Genomic DNA, 21,120 nt, shown 5'->3' with positions numbered 1-21,120 from the left:
CTACCAAACTGCCCGACTTATGCAGGCCACTTCAAGCTATCTGACTTACCTGCAAGGAAGTTTTGTGGGGATTCCTCAGGGCTGACCCCTATTTACACTGACAGGTAACTTATCGGTCATTTGGTATAAATAAAAACAGGAACGAATCAATGGATATTAAAGAATTTTGCCTCGCTCATGGATTCGATATGAGCAAATGTGGGGTAGCGTTGGGCGGTGGTGGTTTCGAAATGACTGAGTTGAAAACCTCACCAGTCGAGTTTTTGACATTGGCGGAGGATGATTTTGAACGGGGCGGTTTGGTGGCTCTTGTCAATGCAACGACCAACGCAAAACGCGCCATTGTCTCTCAGCTTGATCAGTTGTTGATCTCTTTCGGCTATCCCTCACTTCGATGGAACGTGCCGAAGAAGATCGAACGGCTAAGGGCGCTTGGGTTATTGGCGCCAAGTCTGTTGCGTAAAGTCGTCGACATGCGAAATATTCTCGAGCACGAGTACGCAACGCCTGAGCTTAAAAATGTTGAAGAGGCGTTGGATATCGCGAGCCTATTCGTGATGTCCGCTTCAGCTATGTTCATTCCATTCGATGATGTCTTGGAGTTCTCACTCCCTGACCTCGTTGTGACAGAGAGCTCTGTCACTCATATTTCGGCGGGACTGAATCGCGAGCCTGATAGAGTTTTTTACACTGTCTACGCTTATAAGCCTGGAGGCCCTGGAGGGAGTAGCGTCGGTCAGTGTGAGATTAAATCAGGGCATGTCCTGTTCGAGGCGATGGTGAAGCTTTCCGCGTCGCTGATGCTTCGCTATAAGGTGAACCAAGCTCTCGGCGATTTTGAAGCCGCGTATGCCCAGCTATAAGTACTCGTTTTATTAATGTTGTGGCTGTGAACTGCTGTAATCCACCGAAGAGAGCCAGCCCGGTGGTGGCATCAAGCTAAGCTCAAGCAAATCTGGTGATGGGCAATGTGAATTATTCTGACGGGCTGCTTTCGACCCATAACGGACATTCGAAACCTGGCTGAAATCAGCCTGAAGCAGCCGGTTAGTATTTTTTTCGTCACGGCTTCGGAGTGGCTGCGGCCATACAGTGATGTGGGCCGCACGGCTGCTCCGGTATAGAGTCTTTACCGGCGCTCTTAAATTGCTTGGGTTGTGGGCTTCAAAGGTTGGAGCTTCTTCAAGATATCGTTCAGTTCCACACCAATGTTTACGGTCAGATATTGAATACGGTCATGCTCTTTTCGCATGAACTCGCGAGCGTTGGTTTTTTCAAACAACTCTCCCGCGTACCAAAACGACTCCAAGAACAGAATCCACTTCTCTTCCCGTTTGCCGGTGGCGTCCTCGTTCAGTTCTGAGCGGACGATGCTGCGGTGCTTTGACGTGTTGGTCAGGGCATTAAGGTACTTGTAGTCATCGCCAGTTGTGATCTCGCGGAAAAATCTACAGAGTTTGTCGTACTCGGAATTCCCGGCAGCGCGTTGCTGCTCTAGGAGCTTGAGGACCTCCTTGGCATAGATGTCCCGCTCCTTGAGGGGCCTGGGGAGGTTGTCCAGCGCCAAGGAGTAGTAGAGCATGTGGGAACAGGTATCCGCCACGGCATGCAGGCTCTGGACGAAGGCAGTGATATTCGCCCTGATCTTCAGCATCAGGTAACTAAACTCATCATAGTCCTCGTAGACACCCCACAAGCCTGTCTCCTTCAGTTTGGATTCGATGTATCCATTCATCATGTCCAAGGCTTCGTGGTAGTGGTAACGGCAGAACTGAGGTCTGTCCGTCATGGATCTTACACTAGGGTGCGCCTTCTTCCACTGTGTCGCCCCGAATACCGCAGTGACTAGCTCCTCCGTCAATCCGATGTCCCACGTGGGGTTCTTCTTTTGTTCAGTTTTAGAATCGACGTCCATTTTTCCCCTTATTTGGTTGGGAAATCTCTAAGTTGTTAGTCTGCGTACGTACTTTAGCTGTCCATTGAAACTTTGTTCTGAAGGTCTGCAATGAGGTGCTTCTTGACAGTTTCCTGTCCTCCCGAATGACTGCTTCTGGTCAGAAGCTGCCCTTCACCGTCGAGAATTGTCGGCGAGTGGCGTTTTCTGTTTTCGTGTTGTCATGACACTTTAGTCGAATTGGCGGAATGTGAACCCTCAACGCTCTCGATTTGGAAAGCAACAAGGCCAAATAAAATCGCGAGTCGTCGTAATAGAGATCACAACGACTCGGCGACCTAACTTAGTGTTGAGGGTCAGCTATCAGCTCCCGCTCCATCAACTTATCCACCAACAAAACCCCCAACTCACTCAACTGGTGAATCGCCAACGCCACATCCCGCTGCTTCCCCGTCAGCTCATCCGACAGGTCCAGCAACAACGCAGTCACCGAAGAAAAAGTCTCATAGCTATTGGCAATCAGCACTTCACTGCTGACATCGTCCGCAACGCTGAACAGCGTATTCGAAGGTGGAGGAGGCGGCCCTGGCGGTTCGGCGCCCGCGTTGAGGTAGTGATCAATCGCACGATGCGCCGCCTGATTCAGTTTCAGGTCGGGACCGTTCGGAGGGTTAGGCGTGACTTTGTACATGTGTGTTGTACCTGTTTTAGGGCCAACACCTTTTCGCTACTAAACGAGAGGGTGGCGGCTGTGCGCAGGTTAGTAGACCGGGGAAACACACAAAGCCGGCGCGCCCGAGGGCGCCCTGCGCACAGCCACCATCAAGTACAGACAAGAACATCTGATCGATGAGGCTCATGCACTTTATGTTGTCACTCGGGCTACTAAACCCGATCACTGAGTTGTCAGCGACCGGGCCACCTTAGAGACGCCCACTCAAGTGCACAAGCCGGCGGATTCTGACGCAACTGTAGGTAACGGAGCAAGGCGCTGCAGCTTGCTGTAGGACATGTCTACAAGGTAGGCGCGAGCTGATGCGCGAAGAATCCTGGAGCGCCGCGTGAAACCGGAGTCGCGGCGTTATCGTTGACGTTTTTCGCGAGCAAGCTCGCTCCTACATAGGGTTGCGTCGATTACTGGAGGTTCTTGTCCAGGAACGCCCGTATAACCGGGATGATCGCCTTCCCATGGGTTTCCAGCGCAAAGTGCCCGGTGTCATAAAAACGAATATCCGCCTTGGGAATATCGCGCTTCCACGCCTCGGCGCCGGCCGGCAGGAAGAAGGGGTCGTTCTTGCCCCACACCGCGAGCAGCGGTGGCTGGTACTGGCGGAAGTACGACTGGAAGGCCGGGTACATCGCTACGTTGGAGGCGTAGTCCAGCACCAGGTCGAGCTGGATGTCGGCATTGCCTGGACGGGATATTTGCAGCCCTTCCAGCGTGTAGCCATCGGGTGAAACCGAGCTTTTGTCGGCCACGCCTTCCAGGTACTGCCACTTGATCGAGGCGGGGGTGGGGAAGTCGTGCAGGGCGTCACGGTTTTGTTGGGTCGGGGCGTGCCAGTAGCGTTGGATAGGAGCCCAGCCGGCGCCCAGGCCTTCTTCGTAGGCGTTGCCGTTTTGGGAAATGATCGCGGTCACTCGCTCCGGATGGGCAACGGCCATGCGCCAGCCTACGGGGGCGCCGTAGTCATGGACCATCAGTGCGTATTTATCGAGTTTGAGCTGTTCGGTGAACTGGCCGATGGTCTTCGCCAGTTGGCTGAAGGTGTAGGCGTATTCGCCGCGCGGCGGGGCTTCGGTGAAGCCAAATGCCGGCAGGTCCGGCGCGATGACGTGGTAGCGGTCGGCAAGCTCGGGCATGAGTTCGCGGAACATGAAGGATGAGGCGGCGAAGCCGTGCAGCAGCAACACGGTCGGCGCGCTGGGGTCGCCCGCCTCGCGGTAGAACACCTTTACGTCGCCGACCTGCTCGTAGCGGTAATGCACTGTGTTGTCTGCATGGGCCGCGCCGCTGATCAGCAAGGCGGCGGTGAGCCCGGCAGCGGCCGTGGCGTTGGACGTGGTCATGATGTGGCTTCCTGTGTAACCGTTAAAGTTTGTGTTTGAAGGTTATGTCTGGATTTGGTAACCTGTCAAACATATTTTATTGGTTACTGGCCGCCCATGAATCCGAACAGCACTGCCGCAGGCGCACTTTTTCTGGCCGACAACCTGGCCCTTGATTTCATCAACTCCGAGTACGGGGTGGGGGATCAGCGCCATGACTGCTTCACCGATGATCACAGCGTGATGAGCTGGCTGACCCAGGCGGGCCTGTTGCCCGAGCAGCTTGACCCGAAGGCGCCGAGTGGGTTGCTGGCCCTCGCTCGTACGCTTCGTGCGAGTTCAAGGGCGGTGGTGAATGCGGCAATGACAGGCGTTCCCGTCGATCTCGCGGTGATCAACCAGGTGCTTGAAGCGGGTCGCCCGGTGAGCAGGCTGGAATGGGCGCAGGAGAACAAGGCATTTCGGCTTGCCACGCGTCCTCGGGACAGCAGCCCGGCCAGCCTGCTTGTGCCGGTGGCCGAGTCGCTGGTGGGCTTGGTCACGAACGATAAGTTTGAATTCGTCCGCCAGTGCGAGGCCCACGACTGCGTGCTGCTGTTCCATGACCTGAGCAAATCACACCGCCGCCGCTGGTGCAGCATGGCGACCTGCGGCAACCGGATGAAGGTGGCGGCGTTTCGTTCCAGGAATAAACCTTGAGTCGATAGGGGGGGGCAGTTTTTCTCTGATTGAACTTGGTATTGCCCAACATCACCCCATAACTACCCTGTCTCCATCAACCGCAAGGACAAACCATGACCAACCCAACCGAAACCGCCATCCTCGCCGGCGGCTGCTTCTGGGGCATGCAAGACCTGTTGCGACGCTACCCCGGGGTGCTGCACACGCGAGTCGGCTACACCGGTGGCGATGTGCCGAACGCCACTTACCGCAATCATGGCAACCATGCCGAAGCGATTGAGGTGGTGTTTGACCCGGCGGTGATCACATACCGGCAGATGCTTGAGTTCTTTTTCCAGATCCATGACCCCAGCACGTCTAACCGGCAGGGTAATGATCTCGGGCTTAGCTATCGTTCGGCGATTTACTACCTGAGCGAGCAGCAAAGGGATATTGCCGAAGATACCGCGGCTGATGTAGATGCCTCCACGCTGTGGCCGGGGCGTGTGGTCACGGAAATTGAACCCGCCAGGGAGTTTTGGGAGGCGGAGCCGGAGCATCAGGATTATCTTGAGCGGATACCCAACGGGTATACCTGCCACTTCATACGGCCGAATTGGAAGTTGCCCAAACGAGCGTGAGCGTGAGTAGCACCTGGGGGAAGGGATCGGCCTGCCCCCCATTTGCTCATTTCTTTTTTTGCCTTGAATCCACTGCCCGCCTTCTAGAGAATCCCCGCCTTTGGCTCGAAAGGATGCGTGCGATGAAGTTCGAAGGGGCGTTCCAATACATGGGCAATCACGGGATTGCGCACCAAGATCGCTAACCTGGCCGCCACGGCCTTTGCTTCGGCGACCAGTGCCGTGGCGTCCCCTTACGTGGGTGTTCCTGTAGGTGCGGGTGTGCGCATGTATGCCAATGAAGTCCTGCCCACCTATCATGCCGGCGACGTGCTGGCCAGCATCGAGGCGCAGGTCAACGGCGGTATTGGCCCACAACGCAGCGCCTCGGCACTGATCATCAAGACCTGACTGGAGAAGCACATGTCTGACATTACCCAACTGGTCTTGGCCCTGGTGCTGTTTTTTCTGCTCGATCGGTTTGTTAAACCGTACCTGCTTCGCAAGTGGCTGGGGGTGCTGCTGGTGGTGGCGGGGGCGGTCGGCTGTGTGGCGGCAAGCCAGGTCCGTCCATGGGGGGCTGACCTGGGGTTGCTGTCGATCTTTGCGGTGGCGTTGGGGGTGGGGTTGTTCCTGAAGCGGCGGCGGTTCGAACAGCCTGGCTGAAGGCTCCATCGCCACAGGCGCAGTCAAGGCTTCTCGTAGGCCTTTTACTCGTCCTGCAACACGATATGGTCCGCCACACACCTCATAGATAAACGAAGACGTGCGATTCACCAGGTTCGGCAGGCCCAAGAAGTAGATGCCGCTTTGTGCCGAGATTCCACGCTGGCGGTCCCAGCGGGAACGGCAAACCGTGTGCCCGGTTAGAAATGTAAACGATGTCCCCGGTTTGTACCGGGGCAAGCCCCCTCCCACATTGGATTGATTGTGTTTTCGAGACCGAGCTACTCCCAGAAACCAGCGCCTTCAGCGCACCAGGCAAGGCTGCTTGTTGTTGAAACTCCACCCCGGAATCAGGAACTGCATCGCCACGCTGTCATCCCGCGCCCCAAGGCCCATGCCTTTGTACAGCTCGTGGGCCTTGGCCAAGGCGTCCATGTCGATGTCCACGCCCAGGCCCGGCTTGGCCGGTACTTTCACATAACCGCCTTCGATCTTCAGCGGCTCTTTGGTCAAACGCTGGCCGTCCTGCCAGATCCAGTGGGTGTCGATGGCGGTGATGTCGCCCGGTGCGGCAGCGGCCACTTGAGTGAACATCGCCAGGGAAATATCGAAGTGGTTGTTGGAGTGCGAGCCCCAGGTCAGGCCCCAGTCGTTGCACATTTGCGCCACGCGTACCGAGCCTTGCAGGGTCCAGAAGTGCGGGTCGGCCAGGGGGATGTCCACGGATTGCAATTGGATCGCGTGGCCCATTTCGCGCCAGTCGGTGGCGATCATGTTGGTGGCGGTCTTGAGGCCCGTGGCGCGGCGGAATTCGGCCATGACTTCGCGGCCCGAGTAGCCGTTTTCGGCCCCGCACGGGTCTTCGGCGTAGGCGAGTACGTGGTGCTGGTCGCGGCACAGGCGGATGGCTTCTTTCAGTGACCAGGCGCCGTTCGGGTCGAGGGTGATGCGCGCATCGGGGAAGCGTTCGGCCAGGGCGGTGACCGCTTCGATCTCTTCGTCGCCGCTCAAGACGCCACCCTTGAGCTTGAAGTCGTTGAAGCCGTATTTGGCCTTCGCGGCTTCGGCCAGGCGCACCACGGCTTCAGCCGTCAGGGCTGTTTCATGGCGCAGGCGGAACCAATCGTCGTCGGCATCCGCTTCGTTACGATAGGCCAGGTCGGTGGCGCTGCGGTCGCCCACATAGAACAGATAGCCGAGCATCTTCACCGCGTCGCGCTGCTGGCCTTCGCCGAGCAAGGCGGCCACCGGCACTTCGAGGAACTGCCCCAGCAGGTCGAGCAGGGCGGCTTCCATGGCGGTGACGGCGTGGATGGTGATGCGCAGGTCAAAGGTTTGCAGGCCACGGCCGGCCGAATCCCGCGAGGCAAAGGTGCGGCGCATCTGGTTGAGGATGCGCTGGTACTGGCCGATGGGTTGGCCGATCACCAGGCTGCGCGCGTCCTCCAGGGTTTCGCGGATGCGTTCGCCGCCCGGCACTTCACCGACGCCGGTGTTGCCCGAGCTGTCCTTGAGGATGACGATGTTGCGCGTAAAAAATGGCCCGTGGGCGCCGCTGAGGTTGAGCAGCATGCTGTCGTGGCCGGCCACGGGGATGACCTGGAAGTGGGTAACGACGGGAGTGGTCATGGCAAATTCCTAAAGAGGCTCAAAGAGGTTTGCTGAGGGCGGCGCCCGTTGGCGTCACGCTGGGCGAAGTCAATGCGGCAGAGGGCGCGGTCTTGGCGAAGAACACCAGGATCGCTGCCAGCACCGAGGTGCCGGCCAGGCCGTAGAGGCCGCCCTGGATCGAGCCGGTGGTCTGCTCCAAAAAGCCAAACGTGGTCGGCGCAACGAAGCCGCCCAGGTTGCCGATGGAATTGATCAGCGCGATCACGGCAGCGGCGATGCGCACATCCAGATAGCCCTGGGGAATCGGCCAGAACAGCGACGACGCCGACTTGAAGCCGATGGCTGCAAAGCAGATCGCCACAAAGGCAAATACCGGCCCGCCGGTGGTGGACATGAACATGCCCGCCGCCGCAATCAACAGCGCCGCCGCCACCCAGGCTTGCTGGAACTTGAACTTGCCCGACAGCGACGCGAAGGCGTACATGGCGATGATCGAGATCAGCCACGGGATCGAGTTGAAGAAGCCCACCTGCACATCACTCAAGTCGCCCATCTTCTTGATGATGCTCGGCAGCCAGAACGTTGCCGCGTAAATAGTCAGCTGGATGCAGAAGTACAGCGCGCAGAACAGCAGGATCTGGCGGTCTTTGAGCAGCTTGCCGATGGTCGGTTTGACGCTGGTCAGCGCTTCACGCTGGCGTTGTTCTTCGTCGATGGCGCCGACCAGCGCGTCCTGTTCTTCGCGGGTCATCCATTTGGCGTCGTGGGGCTTGGAGTCGAGCCAGAACCAGACAAAGAAGCCGATCACCACCGAGGCCAGGCCTTCGATGGCGAACATCCATTGCCAGCCGTGGAAGCCAAAGCCTTCGATCTGCAACAACACACCCGACAGCGGGCCCGAGATCAGCGAGGCCACCGCCGAGCCGCTGAGGAAAATCGCAATGGCCTTGCCGCGCTCAACGCCCGGCAACCAACGGGTGAAGTAGTAGATCACCCCAGGGAAGAACCCGGCTTCGGCCACGCCCAGCAGAAAGCGCAGGATGTAGAAGTGGGTTTCGTTCTGGATGAAGGCCATCATCGTCGCGACGATGCCCCAGGTGAACATGATGCGCGTCAGCCAGATACGCGCGCCGACCTTTTGCAGCAGCATGTTGGAAGGCACTTCGAACAAGGCATAACCGATGAAGAACAGCCCGGCACCGAACCCGTAGGCCGCTGCGCCGATGCCCAGGTCGTGCTCCATGTGCGTGCGCACAAAGCCGATATTGACCCGGTCAATGTAGTTGAGGATGAACATGATCACGAACAGTGGGAGCACGTGGCTCTTCACTTTGCGTACGGCGCGTGCGAGGACGGGATCACTGTGTGGCGCGGCAGATGCATGGCTTGAATTGTTCACAATTCAAAACTCCCCCTGATTATTTTTATGCGGGTTTGCGTGTCTTGTTGATAGACATCATACAAGTTGATTTCTGAGGTTCGCAATCTGTTGATGGATGTTTTTGTGTTTATAAGGCCCTTGTGTGATTGAGTGTTTTGGTTATTTGTCCGCGTTTATTGGGTTTTTATGCGGTTTATTGACCGCGGCAGCGCCCCGCGTCGGCGATTGCGTTGACCGTCCGGGTTTAGGTGATCCAGGTTGGTTGTCATACAAGTTTGGCGGTTTTTCAATCAACCTCGGCAGCGCCCTTGTTCTGGGTGTTAAGCTCCCCGCAGCCCAACCCCGTGGACCCGCAACAATGCCCAGTGAAGCCCCAACTCCCGTGCGTAGACGCTCCACCAACCTGGCCCAGGGCGTGGTCGACGCCCTGACCCAGCGCATCCTGCTCGGGCAGTTGAAGCCGGGTGAGAAGCTACCGTCGGAATCCACCATCGTGCTGGAGCATGGCGTCAGCCGCACGGTGGTGCGTGAGGCACTGTCGAAGTTGCAGGCGGCTGGGTTGGTGGAGACGCGTCACGGCATCGGCACCTTTGTGCTGGCGCCACACGCCCAGCAAGGCTTGCGCCTGCATGTGGACACGGTCGCCAGCGTGCGCAACATGCTGGAACTGCGCCTGGGCCTGGAAGTACAAGCGGTGGCGCTGGCGGCACTGCGCAGGAGCGACGCGCAGTTGGCCCTCATGCGCGCCGCGCTGGACGACTATCAAGCCTGCCTCGCCAACAACGACAGCTGCGTGGAAGAGGACAAGCGCTTCCACCAGTTGATCGCCGAAGCCACCGGCAATACCTTCTTCACCGAAATCATGCTGCACCTGGGCAACGCGATGATTCCGCGCACCCAAGTCAAGAGCGACGAGCGTGGCGGCGCGGACTTTGCCAAACTCGGGCAGTTGGCGAACCTGGAGCACGAGGCGATTTTCAACGCGATCAAACGCCAGGACCCGGACGCCGCACGTGCCGCCATGGTGTTGCATCTGACCAACAGCCGGGATCGGTTTTCCGGGGAATGATAAGGAACACAGGTTGAACGAACACACCTTGTCCATGCGCCTGGAACGCGTGGCCGCGCAGGTGCCGCACGGTGCGCGCCTGGCCGATATCGGCTCGGACCATGCCTACCTGCCGGTGGCGTTGTTGCGCCGTGGCACGATCGCGGCGGCGGTGGCGGGGGAGGTGGCGAGCACACCGTTCCAGGCGGCCGAACGCACCGTGCGTGACAATGGCCTGCAACAGCAGATCACCGTGCGGCTGGCCGATGGTTTAGCGGCCATCGAAGCGAGTGACGCTATCACTGCCGTCAGCCTCTGCGGCATGGGCGGCGAGACGATCCGCGACATCCTTGAAGCCGGCAAGGCTCATCTGGACGGCGTTGAACGCTTGATCCTGCAACCCAACGGCGGTGAGCAACCGCTACGCCTCTGGTTGATGAACAACGGCTATCGCATCGTCAGTGAAGAGCTGCTGCACGAAAACCGTTTTTACTATGAAATCATCGTTGCCGAGCGTGCTGGACCGGTGAGCTATACCGCCGAGCAGTTGTACTTCGGCCCGCTGCAAATGCAGGCCCGCAGCCCGGTGTTTTTAGCCAAGTGGCAGCGTGCGTTGCGCCTGAAGCACAAGACCCTGGCGGGTTTTGAGCAGGCGTTGCAGGCGGTGCCCGAGGCGAAGCTGCAAGAAATCAGCCGGCAGATCAGATGGATCACCACGCTGTTGGCTTGATGACCCTTCATTCAATCGTGATTACCCAGGAACCCCGCAATGGCAGACGCTACCGACCAAGCCTTCTATGACCGCGCAGACGCGCATATCGAACTGTCGAACGAACAACTCAAAACCTTCGAAAACCTCGGCCAGGTCAGCGCGTCAATGATGTTCGGCACCACCCGCTTCAATGCCTGGGCCCTCGCGCGCAATTTCAAGTCCGGCGCGCACATGGCCGAGGAGCGTGAAGCGATGCTCAAGTATTGCTGTGATCAGTACCGGATGATGCTTGAGGACAATCTGGATGATCACATCAAAAATTTCGAGCAGTACATGCAGGCCAAGTAGGCCAGCAGTACGGCCCTTTTCATCATGTCCGTGGAACGCCTGCGCCATCGGTTACAGGTGTGTCCTTACCCCTGAGTGTTTTTGCCCCATTTTCGAGCACGCAACGGGCGCTAAAAACGCGCCACCCGCCCTGTTTCAGGGCTTGGCACCAACGGCCCGTATCTTGCTAGAGCCTTCTCAATCAATGACATGGCACTTTGCCGTTAGTCATTTCAAGGCTTCGCCCACCGTGCACCACGTGGGTGGTTTGATGGAGTAGTCGGACATGCACAGTTTGTTATCACCCGGTATCCGCCTGCTCGGACGTTTCGGTTTTGCGCGTAAATTCCAAGTGTTGTTCCTCCTGTTCATGCTGCCCCTGGCCGGGAGCCTGTGGATGATCGGCCAGGACTATCGCGCCAAGCTAGGTGTGATTACCAACGAGCAGTCCGGCGTTCGCCAATTGCTGGCCCTGGATACGCTGGATGGCCAGCTGACAGCCCAGCGCAACCTGGCTGCGCGTTGGAAGGCGGCAGACATCCTGCACGCGCCGACACCGGCGGCCAAGGCGGCGATGGATAAGGTCGATGCCAATTTCCCGGTGATCCTGCAAAGCCTGCAAACCTTGGGCGATGCGCTCAAAGCCCAGAACGCCAGCGCCGATATCCTCGCGCGTTTCGAGGCGTTGCAGGCCACCGTCAAGGGCATGGACTCGGCCTCCCTGCGCACCGTGGGCTGGTGGCCGGATGGCTACGACCGTTTCACCTCGGCGTTGAGCGCGATGCAAGCGCTGCGTGAACAGATCGCCCTCGATACCGGGCTGATCCTCGACCCTTGGCTGGAAACCTATCTGCTGATGCAGATTTGCACCCAGCACACGCCCGACCTGATCGAGCGCATCGGCCGCATGGCCAGTGTCGGGCAGTCGTCCATCGCGTCGGGGCAGTTCACCCTGCAAAGTCGTTTGCAGATGCGTGACCTGCGTGGCCGCATGGGCGATGCGCGGGATCAGTTGGTCAAAGCTGCGGCGTCGCTCAAGGCCAAGCAATACGCGGGCATGGAACCGTGGACGGCGCAGTACGACAACAGCCTGCAACGGCTGGATAACGAACTCAAAGTGCTCGACGACGGCGTGTTCGGCGGCACCATCAAGCTCGATACCACGGCGTTCGAGGGCAGTGTCGATGCCATGCTCGGCAGCCTGGGCGCACTGCGCAACCAGTCGCTGACGTCGCTGGATGCACGCCTGACTCACTACCACGATCGCTCGTTGCAGCAGATCATCCCGGTGGCGGCCACCTTCAGCCTGCTGGCCCTGGCTGCGCTGTACCTGTTCATGTGCCTGCAAGCCTCGATCCGCCGCAGTGCCAGCGGCATCACCACCCTGGCGGAGTCCCTGCGCGACGGTAACTTGTGCGTCGAAGTGGCCGTGGAAGGCCGCGACGAGCTCGCGATCATCAGCACCGCGCTGAACGTGGCGGTGGTGCAACTGCGCACCAGCCTGCTGGGGGTCAATCACGAAACCCAGCAGCTCGGTTCAGCGGTGCTCACCCTTAATTCCCAATCGGGCAGCACCCTCAGCGAAGTCGAAGACCAACAGCACCAGATCAGCCAGATCGCCGCCGCCGCGACGCAGTTGGCGGCCACGTCGATGGGCGTCGCCAGAAGCTGCGAGCAAGCCTCGGGCAGCGCCCAGCAAACCCGACGTATTGCCGAGGACAGCAGCCGCGACAGCCAGCGCACCACGGCCAGCATCCAGCAACTCAACCAGCGCCTCACCGACACGGCCGACGCGTTGCAGCAAGTCAGCCAGCAGGGCCAGCAGATTCAATCGGTGGTTGATACCATTCGCGGCATCGCCGAGCAAACCAACCTGCTGGCACTCAACGCCGCCATCGAAGCGGCCCGCGCCGGTGAGCAGGGCAGGGGCTTTGCAGTGGTGGCCGATGAAGTGCGCAGCCTGTCGCAACGCACCCAGGCCTCCACGGCGCAGATCGCCGGCACCGTCGACAGCCTGCGCGCCACGGTCAGCCAGGCAGTCACTCTGATGGGCGCCGCGTGCGAGCAAGCCTTGACCGATGCCGAGTCCGTTACCGGGCTGGGCACGCGTTTGGGCGAGATTGCCGGCGCCGTGCAGAACGTCACCGACACCCTGGCGCAGATCGCCACGGCGGTGGAAGAACAAGCGGCGACGGCCGATGAAGTGAGCGGCAATATCCAGCAAGTCGACCAGGCGGCGGGTCGCTTGCTGGACGGCGCGCGAGCGGTCAACCGGGCGGCGGACACCTTGAGCAAGGGCAGCCAGGCGTTGAGTGACAACACCGCACGGTTCCGTTTGAGCTGAGGGCTATTGGGCTGCGGTGCGCAGGACTTCAATCCACAGCGCACCTTTGCCCGAAGCCGCCTCACCCACTCGCTTCAAGGCGCCGCTGCCGCTGACCGCATAGGTGCCGACCTTGTCGCTTTTCTCGCCGGTCACCAGCAACCATTGGCCATTGGGCGAAAACGCGATATTGCGTGGCTGTTTCTCTTCGACCGGGTAGTTGTCGAGGAACTTCAAAGCGCCCGTCGCCGCATCCACCGCAAACGCCGACACCGAACTGCTGGTGCGCTCGCTCATCAGCAGCAGCGTGCCGTCTGGCGACAGGCGCAGGTCGGCGGCCCAGATGCGTGGTGTCGGGTCGTCCTTCAAGTCATTGTTGCGGGCATCGCGCACTTCGCCGTGGGCCAGTTGCAAGCGCGCCGGAATGCCATTGGCCACGCCGATCTGGCTCAGCGCGCCGCTGCTGTCGTCGATGGCGAACGCCGTGACGGTGCCGCTCATCTCGCCGACCACATACAGGTATTTACCGTCGGCCGAAAACGCCAGGTGCCGCGGCCCGGTGTTGGCCGGCACGCTCACGAAGCCGCTGCCGATGGGCGTGAGTGCGCCGGTGTTGGCGTCGAAGCGGTATTGCAGCACATGGTCATTGCCCAGGTTGCCCGCGTAGGCAAAGCGATTGCTCGGGTCGGTGCGCAGGGAATGCGCATGCAGCCCGGTTTTGTAGGTGAGGATCGGCTCGGCCTTGCCGATGGGCTGCACGCTGAGGGTATCGGCCCCGTAGGACGCTGCGAGCAGATAACGCCCGGCACGGTCGGTGGCCAGGTAGGCCATGCTTTCGGCCAGGGGCGCCTTGGACTGTGGCGTCAAGCGCCCGGTGACCGGGTCAATGCTGAAGCCTTGTACCTGGAACGGCTTGACCCGCAGCGCGGCAAACAAGCTTTTACCGTCGGGGCTCAGGGCCATAGGGTTGACTTGGTCACCGGCCGTCACCTGGTCGACCAGGCTCAGGGCGCCGTTGCTTTCGTCGAGACGGTACTGGGAAATCAGGCCGTCGCCGGGGCTGGAGATGTACGCGAAGGTTGCAGCGTGGGCCTGTGCACTGAGGCCGCAGGCAATGGCAGCGGCCAGGAGGAGGGGTTTAGTCACAAGGAATCCTTTTATTGTTGTGGTTGTGGTCAGTTATCGTATGACTGTAAGTGAGTCACAGCAATGGTTGTTTTATCGGTCGACTGGCTGTGTATCTTGCAGCCAGCCACGGGCATGATGCGCTCCATGAATAACGATCCTATCGCACTGTATTGGCGTTTCTACACACCCGATCCTGGCATTGGCCCGCGCGAACAGGTGCCGATGCTCGCGCAGGAGCTGGCCTGGGCGCGTGAACACGGGGGTGGGCACCGCTTCAGTTGGATCGCAGTGTTGTGTCCGCCATTGTGTTTCGGATTGTTCCTGCCTAGCCTGGCGTTCTTACTGAGCCTGTTGCTGTACCGCGCGGTATTCGACGCTGGGCTCGACGTGGATCGCATCATCGGCGATTCGTTTGGCTGGCAGGTGCTGGCGGGACTGGTGTTCACGGCTGCATGGGCGCTGCGTAACTACCTGCGCGATAGGCATGACCCGATCAACGCTTACTGGCAGGCGATGCCGGGGCAGGGAGTGGTCGAGGTGGAGCGTCATACCCTGGTGTCGGGTATTAGCCTGTGGGCATCGGACTTCGACCCGGACTGCAACGCCCTCATGCAATGGAACAACGGCCGCCTTGAGCGCACCCAGAGCAGCGGGGTGTCGCAATGGGTCGTGGCGCTGACCACGGCCGGTCATTGGCTGGTGATCAAGGACGAATACCCGGGTGACTTCACCTACAACCGCGTCGGCTGCATGCCGGCCGCGCAAAAGCGCATGCAGCCAAGCCGTGACGTAGTATTGGCCTTCGCCCCCCGCACGAACCTGCTGCTGGGGCGACGCTTTGAGGGTGAGCCGATACCCTTGACCCACACCGCCTATTGGCTGTCTGCCGAAGAACTCAAGCGTTTGGTTGAAGCTGCGCACCACTGGACGTTTTTTCCGCCGGAGCGCTATGGCGTGGTCAATCCACACGATGCGCCTTGGGTGCAGCGGCTAGTGGAAAAGGCACGCCTTCAGTAGCGAGCGTGCTTGCTATGGTCAGCCAGCGAGTATGCGGCAAGCTTGCTTTTTGTGGTGAGCGGGCTCGCCCCGCGCCGGGCTGCGCAGCAGCCCCAATGAGGCCGTCGCGATTGTTCAGGTAAAACGCAGTGTCTGGTTTTAGGACTGCTGCGCAGCCCAGCGCGGGGCAAGCCCGCTCACTACAGGAGCCTGTTTATCCTCTTCAGAGCACCGCAGCAAGCCACCACAAGTCGTCAAACCGTCCCGCGAGCAAGCCTCTTTGTGGTCAGCCAGCGAATATGCGGCAAGCTTGCTTTTTGTGGTGAGCGGGCTCGCCCCGCGCTGGGCTGCGCAGCAGCCCCAATGAGGCGGCCGCGATTGTTCAGGTAAAACGCAGTGTCTGGTTTTAGGACTGCTTCGCAGCCCGGCGCGGGGCAAGCCCGCTCACTACAGGAGCCTGTTCACCACAGGGATACATTCAGTCACCAAGTGCCACGGGCTCATTCCACACACCGCGCTAGCGTTAATGTTCTTCAGACTGTTCACCAAGAGCAATGGAATGCGCCCCACACCTCAATCCCATCGTCTGCGCCACGGTCGTTACTCGGAGCACGGTCGCAGCTACCTCGTCACTATCGTCGTTCATCAGCGCCAGCGCTTGTTCACTGACCTTTACCTGGGCCGTCTGCTAGTCGCCGAGCTCCGGCAGGCTCATGAGATGGGGCTGGTTGACTCTCTTGCCTGGGTCATCATGCCTGACCACATCCACTGGTTGTTTGAGCTCAAACAAAAGCAGTTGGCTGACGTGGTGCGACGTACCAAGTCATGTAGCACGCTGGTCATCAACCGGCGTCGTCAAAGCAAAGAGCGTGTCTGGCAACCCGGTTATCACGATAGGGCAGTGCGTGTGGAGGATGATCTTCGCAAAATGGCGCGTTACATCATTGCCAACCCCTTACGCGCCGGTTTGGTGGAACGAGTGGGGGATTACTCGTTGTGGGATGCTGCGTGGCTCTGAGGAGGGTGAGCGGGCTACTGCACCATCTGCCACAACGACGCCCCGACGCCGGTGATGCTCTCTCCGGCAATCAACCCAGCCGCCGCGGTAATCGCAAAGCGCTCGGTGATGCTCGGCCAACGGCAGCTCACCCACCAGGTCAGCACCGCGCCCAGCGCCATCATCAACGACACCGACGCCGGCAATACAAACGCCAGCCCCAATGCGGCGGCGCTTGGCAAGTATCGGGAGCGATGGGCCGGCAACAGGCTGTCGAGCACACCCAGCAACACGCCTACGCCGCCGCCAATGGCAATCGCCCAGCGAATGCTCGCCGATAACGAATCCAACCCATGGGTCAGGGTTTGCGCCACGGCTTTCCACGTCGCCACCGCTGGCGCCGGCCACTGTTCGGTGAGCAGCATGGACTGCGGGTCGGGGATCAGCGCCAAGTACGCAAACACACCAACGATGCTGCCGATGAAAATCCCCAGGATCTGCGCGATCACCTGCTTGTGCGGCGTGGCGCCAATCGCCTTGCCCACCTTGAAGTCGTTCATCAAGTCCGTGCATTGCCCGGCAGAGCCACCGGCGGTGTTGGCGCTCATCAGGTTGATCGGCACCTGGCCGGGGGCGACGATACCGAAGCTCAACTGGGACAATTGCCCGATGGCGCCAATCGGCGGAATCCCCGTAGCGCCCACCACGCGGGCGGCGACGGCGGCCAGGCAGATCGCCAGGGGGATGGTCAGCAGTGCCATCCACAGGTTGATGCCGAACAACAGCGCTTGCAGGCTCACCACCAAGCAGATCGCCAACCCGAAACCCGCGGCAGGCCCGGGTTTTGGCCAGGTCCAGAGTGCACCACCGCTGGCCTTGGTGGCGGTGCGCAACGCCCACAAACGAATCGCCAACGAGGCCACGGTGGAGCACACCATCAGGCTCACCCCCGGCCACAGCAACCACTCCACCAACGCAGCGAATTGCGGGCCGCTGTTGTCTGCCGGCAACGTCACCAGGTGTTGCGCCAGCAGCCACGGCCCCAGGCCGCCCCACGCGAGCAAGGCGCCGAGCAACAGGGTCAGGCCTACACGAATGCCGATGATGCCGCCAAACCCCAGCAGCAACAGCGAAGGGTCGGCAGTGAACGTCAGGCGCTCCAACTGCGCGCTGGGCGACCAGCGCGGGAAGGCCCACATAAACGTGTCCACCCACTTCACCACGCCGGACAGCAAGGCGGCGCTGAGCAGCACCTTCAAGCGTGTCGCGGCTTCGCGGCCATGGTTGTAGATGTGCAGCAGGGTTTCCAGGGTGGCCATGCCTTCGGGAAATTTCAGTGCCTTGTCATTGAGCAGGGAGGGCCGCAGGTACCAAGCGATCCAGATGCCCAGGAAACTCACCGAGAACACCCAGGCGATCATCGGCAGTGCGTCCAATTGGTTGCCCGTCAGCAAGGTGTAGGCCGGGATCGGCGCCACCAAGCCGCCGGAGATGATCGAGGCCGCGGCCGAGGCGACGGTCTGGTTGATATTGCTTTCATGCAGGGTCCACGGCAGCTGTTGCGGGGAACGCTTGGCCAGCCCTTGCCAGATGGCGTAACCGATCAGCAGGGCAATGATCGACATGTTGAACGACCAGCCGATCTTCAAGCCGGCATACACATTGGAGGGCGTGAGCAGAATACCGAGCACCGTGCCGGTGATGACGGCACGCAGGCTGAGTTCGCGTTCGACGGGAGCGTACTGGGGAATGGCGGGCGAGGCTGAAAGCATGCGGATTCCTTTCGGCGTGAAACAGGGCGACCTAACAAGTGAGCCCTGTAGAGGCTGAAGGTTCCTGAGTCGGCAAGAAGGGATAGCAGCGCAACGTCCGCCCGTTTTTTGTGGTGAGCGGGCTCTTGTGGTGAGCAGGGCTTCATGTGGTGAGCGGGCTTGCCGCGCGCTGGGCTGCGTAGCAGCCCCAATGAGGCTGCCGCGATTTTTCAGGTAAAACGCAGTGTCTGGTTTTAGGGCTGCTTCGCAGCCCGGCGCGGGGCAAGCCCGCTCATCACATGAAGGTCGCTTACTACATGAAGGCCGCTCACTACATGGAGCTAGATGCCCCCTATGAGGTCGAGTACACCATTTGGCCGCGCTTCAGTTACTGGGCAAACGCGTACTCGCCACCCTGTTCCAGTGCCTGGCGATACGCCGGCCGTGCCTGAAAGCGCTGCACCCACGCCGCGAGGTGCGGGTAGGCCTGCAACTTGCCCTGGGCCTTGGCGATTTCACCGATAAAACTCATCTGGATATCGGCCCCGCTCAGCTCATCACCGAGCAAATACGGCGTGTGCGCCAGCGCATCGTTCAGATAGCCCAAGTAGTTGGCGACTTCGGATTCGATGCGCGGATGCAACGGCGCCCCAGCATCGCCCAGGCGTCCCACATAGAGGTTGAGCATCAACGGCAACATGGCCGAACCTTCGGCAAAGTGCAGCCATTGCACGTATTTATCGTAGTCCGCCGAGGCTGGGTCAGGTTGCAGGCGACCGTCGCCATGCCGGCGGATCAGGTAGTCGACGATGGCGCCGGACTCGATCACCACATGGGCGCCGTCTTCAATCACCGGGGACTTGCCCAGGGCGTTGATCGCCTTGAGTTCAGGCGGTGCGAGGTTGGTCTTCGGGTCGCGCTGGTAGCGCTTGATCTGGTAGGCCAGGCCAAGCTCTTCCAGCAGCCACAGGATGCGCTGCGAGCGTGAGTTGTTGAGGTGGTGAACAATGATCATGGGAACTCCGCTGGGCAAGGGGTGTGAAGGAACAGACTGCGGCGCCGCCGTAGAGTGCCCTCAATCGGCGTTGAACGCCTCTTCGATAAAGGCTTGCAGCCCTTTCTCTTCCAGGATCTGCATAGAGAAATGCCCAAAACGCATGGGCATCTCAGTTCCATGCCCTGCCTCCTGATGTGTCGATCAGCGCACAACATCCAGCGCCGTGTATTGATTCACGTAGTGGAACTGGCTCGATGTCGACTCCAGCGTCAAGGCCACGCCCAAGTCCAAGATGAACGCCCGCGAGGTCTTGTAGTCGCCCTGGTCGCACTCAAGCTTGATGGCGTCTCCGGTCAGCGAGGCAAACACCTGCCGCGCCGGGAAGCGTTCGCCCATCTTGCAGATCAATGAGGTGGCGGTGGGTGTGTCGGTGGGCTTGGCGGGCACGTTCAGCATCTGCAGGTCTGCGCGCAAGGTCTGGCCTGGCGCCCAACTGCTCGGCACCTTCATCTCGACGGCGAGGGTTTGCAGCACTCGCCCATCGCCGACGCCGTTCATCTTCGACTTCAACTGGATCAGGTCGGCCAGCATCAGGCGGTCGACGTTGAAGGCGTTGCCGTAGAGCTCGTTCTTCTTCAGCAGGCCGCCGTCGGCGGTGAAGGTCACCGAGGTGGGGCTGTCCGGGCTGCCGTCGCTTTTTTTGGAGAGATAGGTGTAGCTCAACCTCTTGAATTTCGGCTGCAGCAGTGGCGCGTCGAGGCCTTGGAGCACACTGGCAGGTACCTCGACATCGTTGATGCTGGTTTCGACCACGGTGCGCGGGTAGTCGACCGGCGCAATGTCCGGCCGCAGCCAAGCCAGCAGCGCCGCATCGACGCCACCTTGTACCGAGCAACTGACGCGAGTGTGCTCGCCGTCGGGCTCGACGATCAGCACCCGCTCAACGTTGCGTGTGCCGGGCGCCTTGCCCGGTTGCGGCTTGATCGCCTGCCAGCGGTCGTCGAGCTTGAGCTCACTGCGAATATAGCCCCCGTCGATTTTTTGCAGGCGCGCGGGCTGGTCCAACAGCGGAGCCAGGCGCTGGGCCACCTCGTCGACACCGCCCTGCACCACAAAACCCCAGTAGTAGTAGCGCCCCAACTCGTCGAGGTCGCTGGCCTCGTCGGCATACGTCAGCAGCTTCAGGCCGGCGATGGGCGGTGCACTGACCGGCACTTGGTTGGCGTTGCGATCGGCACGGTTTTTAACCGCGATCCAGGTGAAGTCCTTGTCCTGCTTGAGCGGCGCATAGGCCTGCCACGCGGCGCGGTGGGTGTTCAGGCTGCTGAAGAAGGTGGCGTCGCAGCGAGTGAAGGCCTTGAGCGTGTCGGTTAGCGCGGCGTCGTCGGCGTGGGCGATGGCTGGCAGCAACAGGGCAGACGCGAGTAGCAGGGCGGACGCGGGCGACTTCATAAAGCGGGATATCCGTATCGGGGCGGGAGGAGGGTATTATCCAGAGATTGGGCGCTAGCCACTAGCGTTGCAGGCGTACACGGCAATTGCTGCGATGCGGGCGCTGTCACGCGGTTGGAAGAAATCAAGGGCAAATAGCCAGTCATGGACAACAAAGCACAACTGATCAGACTCGCAGAACAGGCCTCAGAAGATCTGTTCCGCTGGAGCCTTTTTGTCGCCCACACCGAGTTCCTGTGGCACGACACCACTCTGGTAACGGATGCTGGCGCGTGGCAGCGCCAGTGGTTTGAGCTGGAAATCGTCAACGGCCTGGCGTTATCGGCGTGGGAAGAAGACGGTCGGCCGGATGATTGGTCGGCGCGCTGGCGTGAGGGCTATCAGCTGGAGGCGGTTGAAGTGCTGCGCGAGCTGCTGGCGCTTTTGTCCTCGGGTGCTTGAGAGGTCCAAGGGGGCCAGCGGGCTTGTACGATCGGGAGTATCAGTTTTTTTGTGTTCGGGCTGGTTA

The 21,120-nt window shown here is 60.2% G+C and carries 21 protein-coding genes; 12 read left to right on the top strand and 9 right to left on the bottom strand.

Annotation, left to right across the window (positions count from 1 at the left end; all coding sequences use genetic code 11):
- Positions 1–149 precede the first annotated feature (149 nt).
- Positions 150–863, top strand: a complete 714-nt coding sequence (locus PspS35_RS19935) for a hypothetical protein (RefSeq protein ID WP_159936467.1) — start codon at positions 150–152, stop codon at positions 861–863.
- A 278-nt stretch (positions 864–1,141) separates the two neighbouring features.
- On the opposite strand, the gene PspS35_RS19930 is transcribed toward PspS35_RS19935, so the two are convergent.
- The 3 genes from PspS35_RS19930 to PspS35_RS19920 all read right to left on the bottom strand — a co-directional run bounded on the left by PspS35_RS19930 (position 1,142) and on the right by PspS35_RS19920 (position 3,964).
- A complete protein-coding gene (locus tag PspS35_RS19930) occupies positions 1,142–1,915 on the bottom strand; it encodes a hypothetical protein (protein ID WP_159936466.1) in 774 nt (257 codons plus the stop codon).
- Positions 1,916–2,237: 322 nt separating this feature from the next.
- On the bottom strand, positions 2,238–2,585 hold the full coding sequence (locus PspS35_RS19925; RefSeq protein WP_159936465.1) for a DUF6124 family protein: 348 nt from the start codon (positions 2,583–2,585) through the stop codon (positions 2,238–2,240).
- 443 nt (positions 2,586–3,028) lie between these two features.
- Complete coding sequence (locus tag PspS35_RS19920; RefSeq protein ID WP_159936464.1) at positions 3,029–3,964, bottom strand: alpha/beta hydrolase; 936 nt, start codon at positions 3,962–3,964, stop codon at positions 3,029–3,031.
- A gap of 96 nt (positions 3,965–4,060) precedes the next feature.
- Here PspS35_RS19920 and PspS35_RS19915 point away from each other — a divergent pair, with 96 nt between their 5' ends.
- The 4 genes from PspS35_RS19915 to PspS35_RS19900 all read left to right on the top strand — a co-directional run bounded on the left by PspS35_RS19915 (position 4,061) and on the right by PspS35_RS19900 (position 5,889).
- Positions 4,061–4,642: an ABATE domain-containing protein gene (locus tag PspS35_RS19915; RefSeq protein ID WP_159936463.1), complete on the top strand. Its 582-nt coding sequence runs from the start codon at positions 4,061–4,063 to the stop codon at positions 4,640–4,642.
- Positions 4,643–4,737: 95 nt separating this feature from the next.
- Positions 4,738–5,244, top strand: a complete 507-nt coding sequence (msrA, locus tag PspS35_RS19910; RefSeq protein ID WP_159936462.1) for a peptide-methionine (S)-S-oxide reductase MsrA — start codon at positions 4,738–4,740, stop codon at positions 5,242–5,244.
- 165 nt (positions 5,245–5,409) lie between these two features.
- Positions 5,410–5,634 carry a hypothetical protein gene (locus PspS35_RS19905; protein ID WP_238785901.1) on the top strand — a complete coding sequence of 75 codons (225 nt, stop codon included), beginning with the start codon at positions 5,410–5,412 and terminating at the stop codon, positions 5,632–5,634.
- Positions 5,635–5,646: 12 nt separating this feature from the next.
- Positions 5,647–5,889, top strand: a complete 243-nt coding sequence (locus PspS35_RS19900; RefSeq protein ID WP_159936461.1) for a hypothetical protein — start codon at positions 5,647–5,649, stop codon at positions 5,887–5,889.
- A 303-nt stretch (positions 5,890–6,192) separates the two neighbouring features.
- Here the strand turns inward: PspS35_RS19900 and gudD are convergent, their stop codons facing one another.
- Together gudD and PspS35_RS19890 are read right to left on the bottom strand one after the other, a co-directional pair.
- Positions 6,193–7,518, bottom strand: a complete 1,326-nt coding sequence (gudD, locus tag PspS35_RS19895) for a glucarate dehydratase (protein ID WP_159936460.1) — start codon at positions 7,516–7,518, stop codon at positions 6,193–6,195.
- A 19-nt stretch (positions 7,519–7,537) separates the two neighbouring features.
- Entirely contained in the window at positions 7,538–8,899 is a 1,362-nt protein-coding gene (locus tag PspS35_RS19890; protein ID WP_159936459.1) for an MFS transporter, read from the bottom strand.
- 340 nt (positions 8,900–9,239) lie between these two features.
- On the opposite strand from PspS35_RS19890, the gene PspS35_RS19885 reads away from it, so the two are divergent.
- The 4 genes from PspS35_RS19885 (at position 9,240) to PspS35_RS19870 (ending at position 13,312) form a co-directional block, all read left to right on the top strand.
- Positions 9,240–9,950 (top strand): FadR/GntR family transcriptional regulator, encoded by a 711-nt coding sequence (locus PspS35_RS19885; RefSeq protein ID WP_159936458.1) that lies wholly within the window; start codon positions 9,240–9,242, stop codon positions 9,948–9,950.
- A 13-nt stretch (positions 9,951–9,963) separates the two neighbouring features.
- A complete protein-coding gene (locus tag PspS35_RS19880) occupies positions 9,964–10,659 on the top strand; it encodes a tRNA (adenine(22)-N(1))-methyltransferase TrmK (RefSeq protein ID WP_159936457.1) in 696 nt (231 codons plus the stop codon).
- A gap of 39 nt (positions 10,660–10,698) precedes the next feature.
- Positions 10,699–10,989, top strand: a complete 291-nt coding sequence (locus PspS35_RS19875; RefSeq protein WP_159936456.1) for a DUF3144 domain-containing protein — start codon at positions 10,699–10,701, stop codon at positions 10,987–10,989.
- A 265-nt stretch (positions 10,990–11,254) separates the two neighbouring features.
- Positions 11,255–13,312: a methyl-accepting chemotaxis protein gene (locus PspS35_RS19870; RefSeq protein ID WP_159936455.1), complete on the top strand. Its 2,058-nt coding sequence runs from the start codon at positions 11,255–11,257 to the stop codon at positions 13,310–13,312.
- 3 nt (positions 13,313–13,315) lie between these two features.
- On the opposite strand, the gene PspS35_RS19865 is transcribed toward PspS35_RS19870, so the two are convergent.
- The gene (locus PspS35_RS19865) at positions 13,316–14,437 is read right to left on the bottom strand and encodes a lactonase family protein (RefSeq protein ID WP_159936454.1); all 1,122 of its coding nucleotides are present in this window, start codon (positions 14,435–14,437) and stop codon (positions 13,316–13,318) included.
- A 126-nt stretch (positions 14,438–14,563) separates the two neighbouring features.
- On the opposite strand from PspS35_RS19865, the gene PspS35_RS19860 reads away from it, so the two are divergent.
- Both PspS35_RS19860 and PspS35_RS19855 read left to right on the top strand, forming a co-directional pair.
- Positions 14,564–15,436: a hypothetical protein gene (locus PspS35_RS19860; RefSeq protein ID WP_238785900.1), complete on the top strand. Its 873-nt coding sequence runs from the start codon at positions 14,564–14,566 to the stop codon at positions 15,434–15,436.
- A gap of 538 nt (positions 15,437–15,974) precedes the next feature.
- Entirely contained in the window at positions 15,975–16,433 is a 459-nt protein-coding gene (locus PspS35_RS19855) for a transposase (RefSeq protein ID WP_159936453.1), read from the top strand.
- A 14-nt stretch (positions 16,434–16,447) separates the two neighbouring features.
- On the opposite strand, the gene PspS35_RS19850 is transcribed toward PspS35_RS19855, so the two are convergent.
- From PspS35_RS19850 to PspS35_RS19835, 3 genes are all read right to left on the bottom strand, one after another.
- Positions 16,448–18,184, bottom strand: a complete 1,737-nt coding sequence (locus PspS35_RS19850) for an OPT family oligopeptide transporter (RefSeq protein WP_159936452.1) — start codon at positions 18,182–18,184, stop codon at positions 16,448–16,450.
- Positions 18,185–18,551: 367 nt separating this feature from the next.
- A complete protein-coding gene (locus PspS35_RS19845) occupies positions 18,552–19,178 on the bottom strand; it encodes a glutathione S-transferase (protein WP_159936451.1) in 627 nt (208 codons plus the stop codon).
- A 183-nt stretch (positions 19,179–19,361) separates the two neighbouring features.
- Positions 19,362–20,612, bottom strand: a complete 1,251-nt coding sequence (locus PspS35_RS19835; protein ID WP_159936450.1) for a hypothetical protein — start codon at positions 20,610–20,612, stop codon at positions 19,362–19,364.
- Between the two features lie 144 nt (positions 20,613–20,756).
- Between PspS35_RS19835 and PspS35_RS19830 the strand changes: the two genes are divergently transcribed.
- The gene (locus PspS35_RS19830; RefSeq protein ID WP_159936449.1) at positions 20,757–21,053 is read left to right on the top strand and encodes a hypothetical protein; all 297 of its coding nucleotides are present in this window, start codon (positions 20,757–20,759) and stop codon (positions 21,051–21,053) included.
- Positions 21,054–21,120 lie beyond the last annotated feature (67 nt).

Source organism: Pseudomonas sp. S35, assembly GCF_009866765.1.
GTDB lineage: Bacteria > Pseudomonadota > Gammaproteobacteria > Pseudomonadales > Pseudomonadaceae > Aquipseudomonas.
Note: the sequence above shows the minus strand (reverse complement) of the source record. Positions and strands in the feature narration are given on the sequence as shown.

Bases quoted from the DNA above. Each gene is read 5' to 3' on its own strand.
- PspS35_RS19835 (WP_159936450.1), bottom strand. From the start codon at position 20,612: ATGAAGTCGCCCGCGTCCGCCCTGCTACTCGCGTCTGCCCTGTTGCTG.
- PspS35_RS19870 (WP_159936455.1), top strand. From the start codon at position 11,255: ATGCACAGTTTGTTATCACCCGGTATCCGCCTGCTCGGACGTTTCGGT.
- PspS35_RS19830 (WP_159936449.1), top strand. From the start codon at position 20,757: ATGGACAACAAAGCACAACTGATCAGACTCGCAGAACAGGCCTCAGAA.
- gudD (WP_159936460.1), bottom strand. From the start codon at position 7,518: ATGACCACTCCCGTCGTTACCCACTTCCAGGTCATCCCCGTGGCCGGC.
- PspS35_RS19875 (WP_159936456.1), top strand. From the start codon at position 10,699: ATGGCAGACGCTACCGACCAAGCCTTCTATGACCGCGCAGACGCGCAT.
- PspS35_RS19845 (WP_159936451.1), bottom strand. From the start codon at position 19,178: ATGATCATTGTTCACCACCTCAACAACTCACGCTCGCAGCGCATCCTG.
- PspS35_RS19930 (WP_159936466.1), bottom strand. From the start codon at position 1,915: ATGGACGTCGATTCTAAAACTGAACAAAAGAAGAACCCCACGTGGGAC.
- PspS35_RS19860 (WP_238785900.1), top strand. From the start codon at position 14,564: ATGAATAACGATCCTATCGCACTGTATTGGCGTTTCTACACACCCGAT.
- PspS35_RS19900 (WP_159936461.1), top strand. From the start codon at position 5,647: ATGTCTGACATTACCCAACTGGTCTTGGCCCTGGTGCTGTTTTTTCTG.
- PspS35_RS19925 (WP_159936465.1), bottom strand. From the start codon at position 2,585: ATGTACAAAGTCACGCCTAACCCTCCGAACGGTCCCGACCTGAAACTG.
- PspS35_RS19920 (WP_159936464.1), bottom strand. From the start codon at position 3,964: ATGACCACGTCCAACGCCACGGCCGCTGCCGGGCTCACCGCCGCCTTG.
- msrA (WP_159936462.1), top strand. From the start codon at position 4,738: ATGACCAACCCAACCGAAACCGCCATCCTCGCCGGCGGCTGCTTCTGG.
- PspS35_RS19915 (WP_159936463.1), top strand. From the start codon at position 4,061: ATGAATCCGAACAGCACTGCCGCAGGCGCACTTTTTCTGGCCGACAAC.
- PspS35_RS19850 (WP_159936452.1), bottom strand. From the start codon at position 18,184: ATGCTTTCAGCCTCGCCCGCCATTCCCCAGTACGCTCCCGTCGAACGC.
- PspS35_RS19885 (WP_159936458.1), top strand. From the start codon at position 9,240: ATGCCCAGTGAAGCCCCAACTCCCGTGCGTAGACGCTCCACCAACCTG.
- PspS35_RS19935 (WP_159936467.1), top strand. From the start codon at position 150: ATGGATATTAAAGAATTTTGCCTCGCTCATGGATTCGATATGAGCAAA.
- PspS35_RS19855 (WP_159936453.1), top strand. From the start codon at position 15,975: ATGCGCCCCACACCTCAATCCCATCGTCTGCGCCACGGTCGTTACTCG.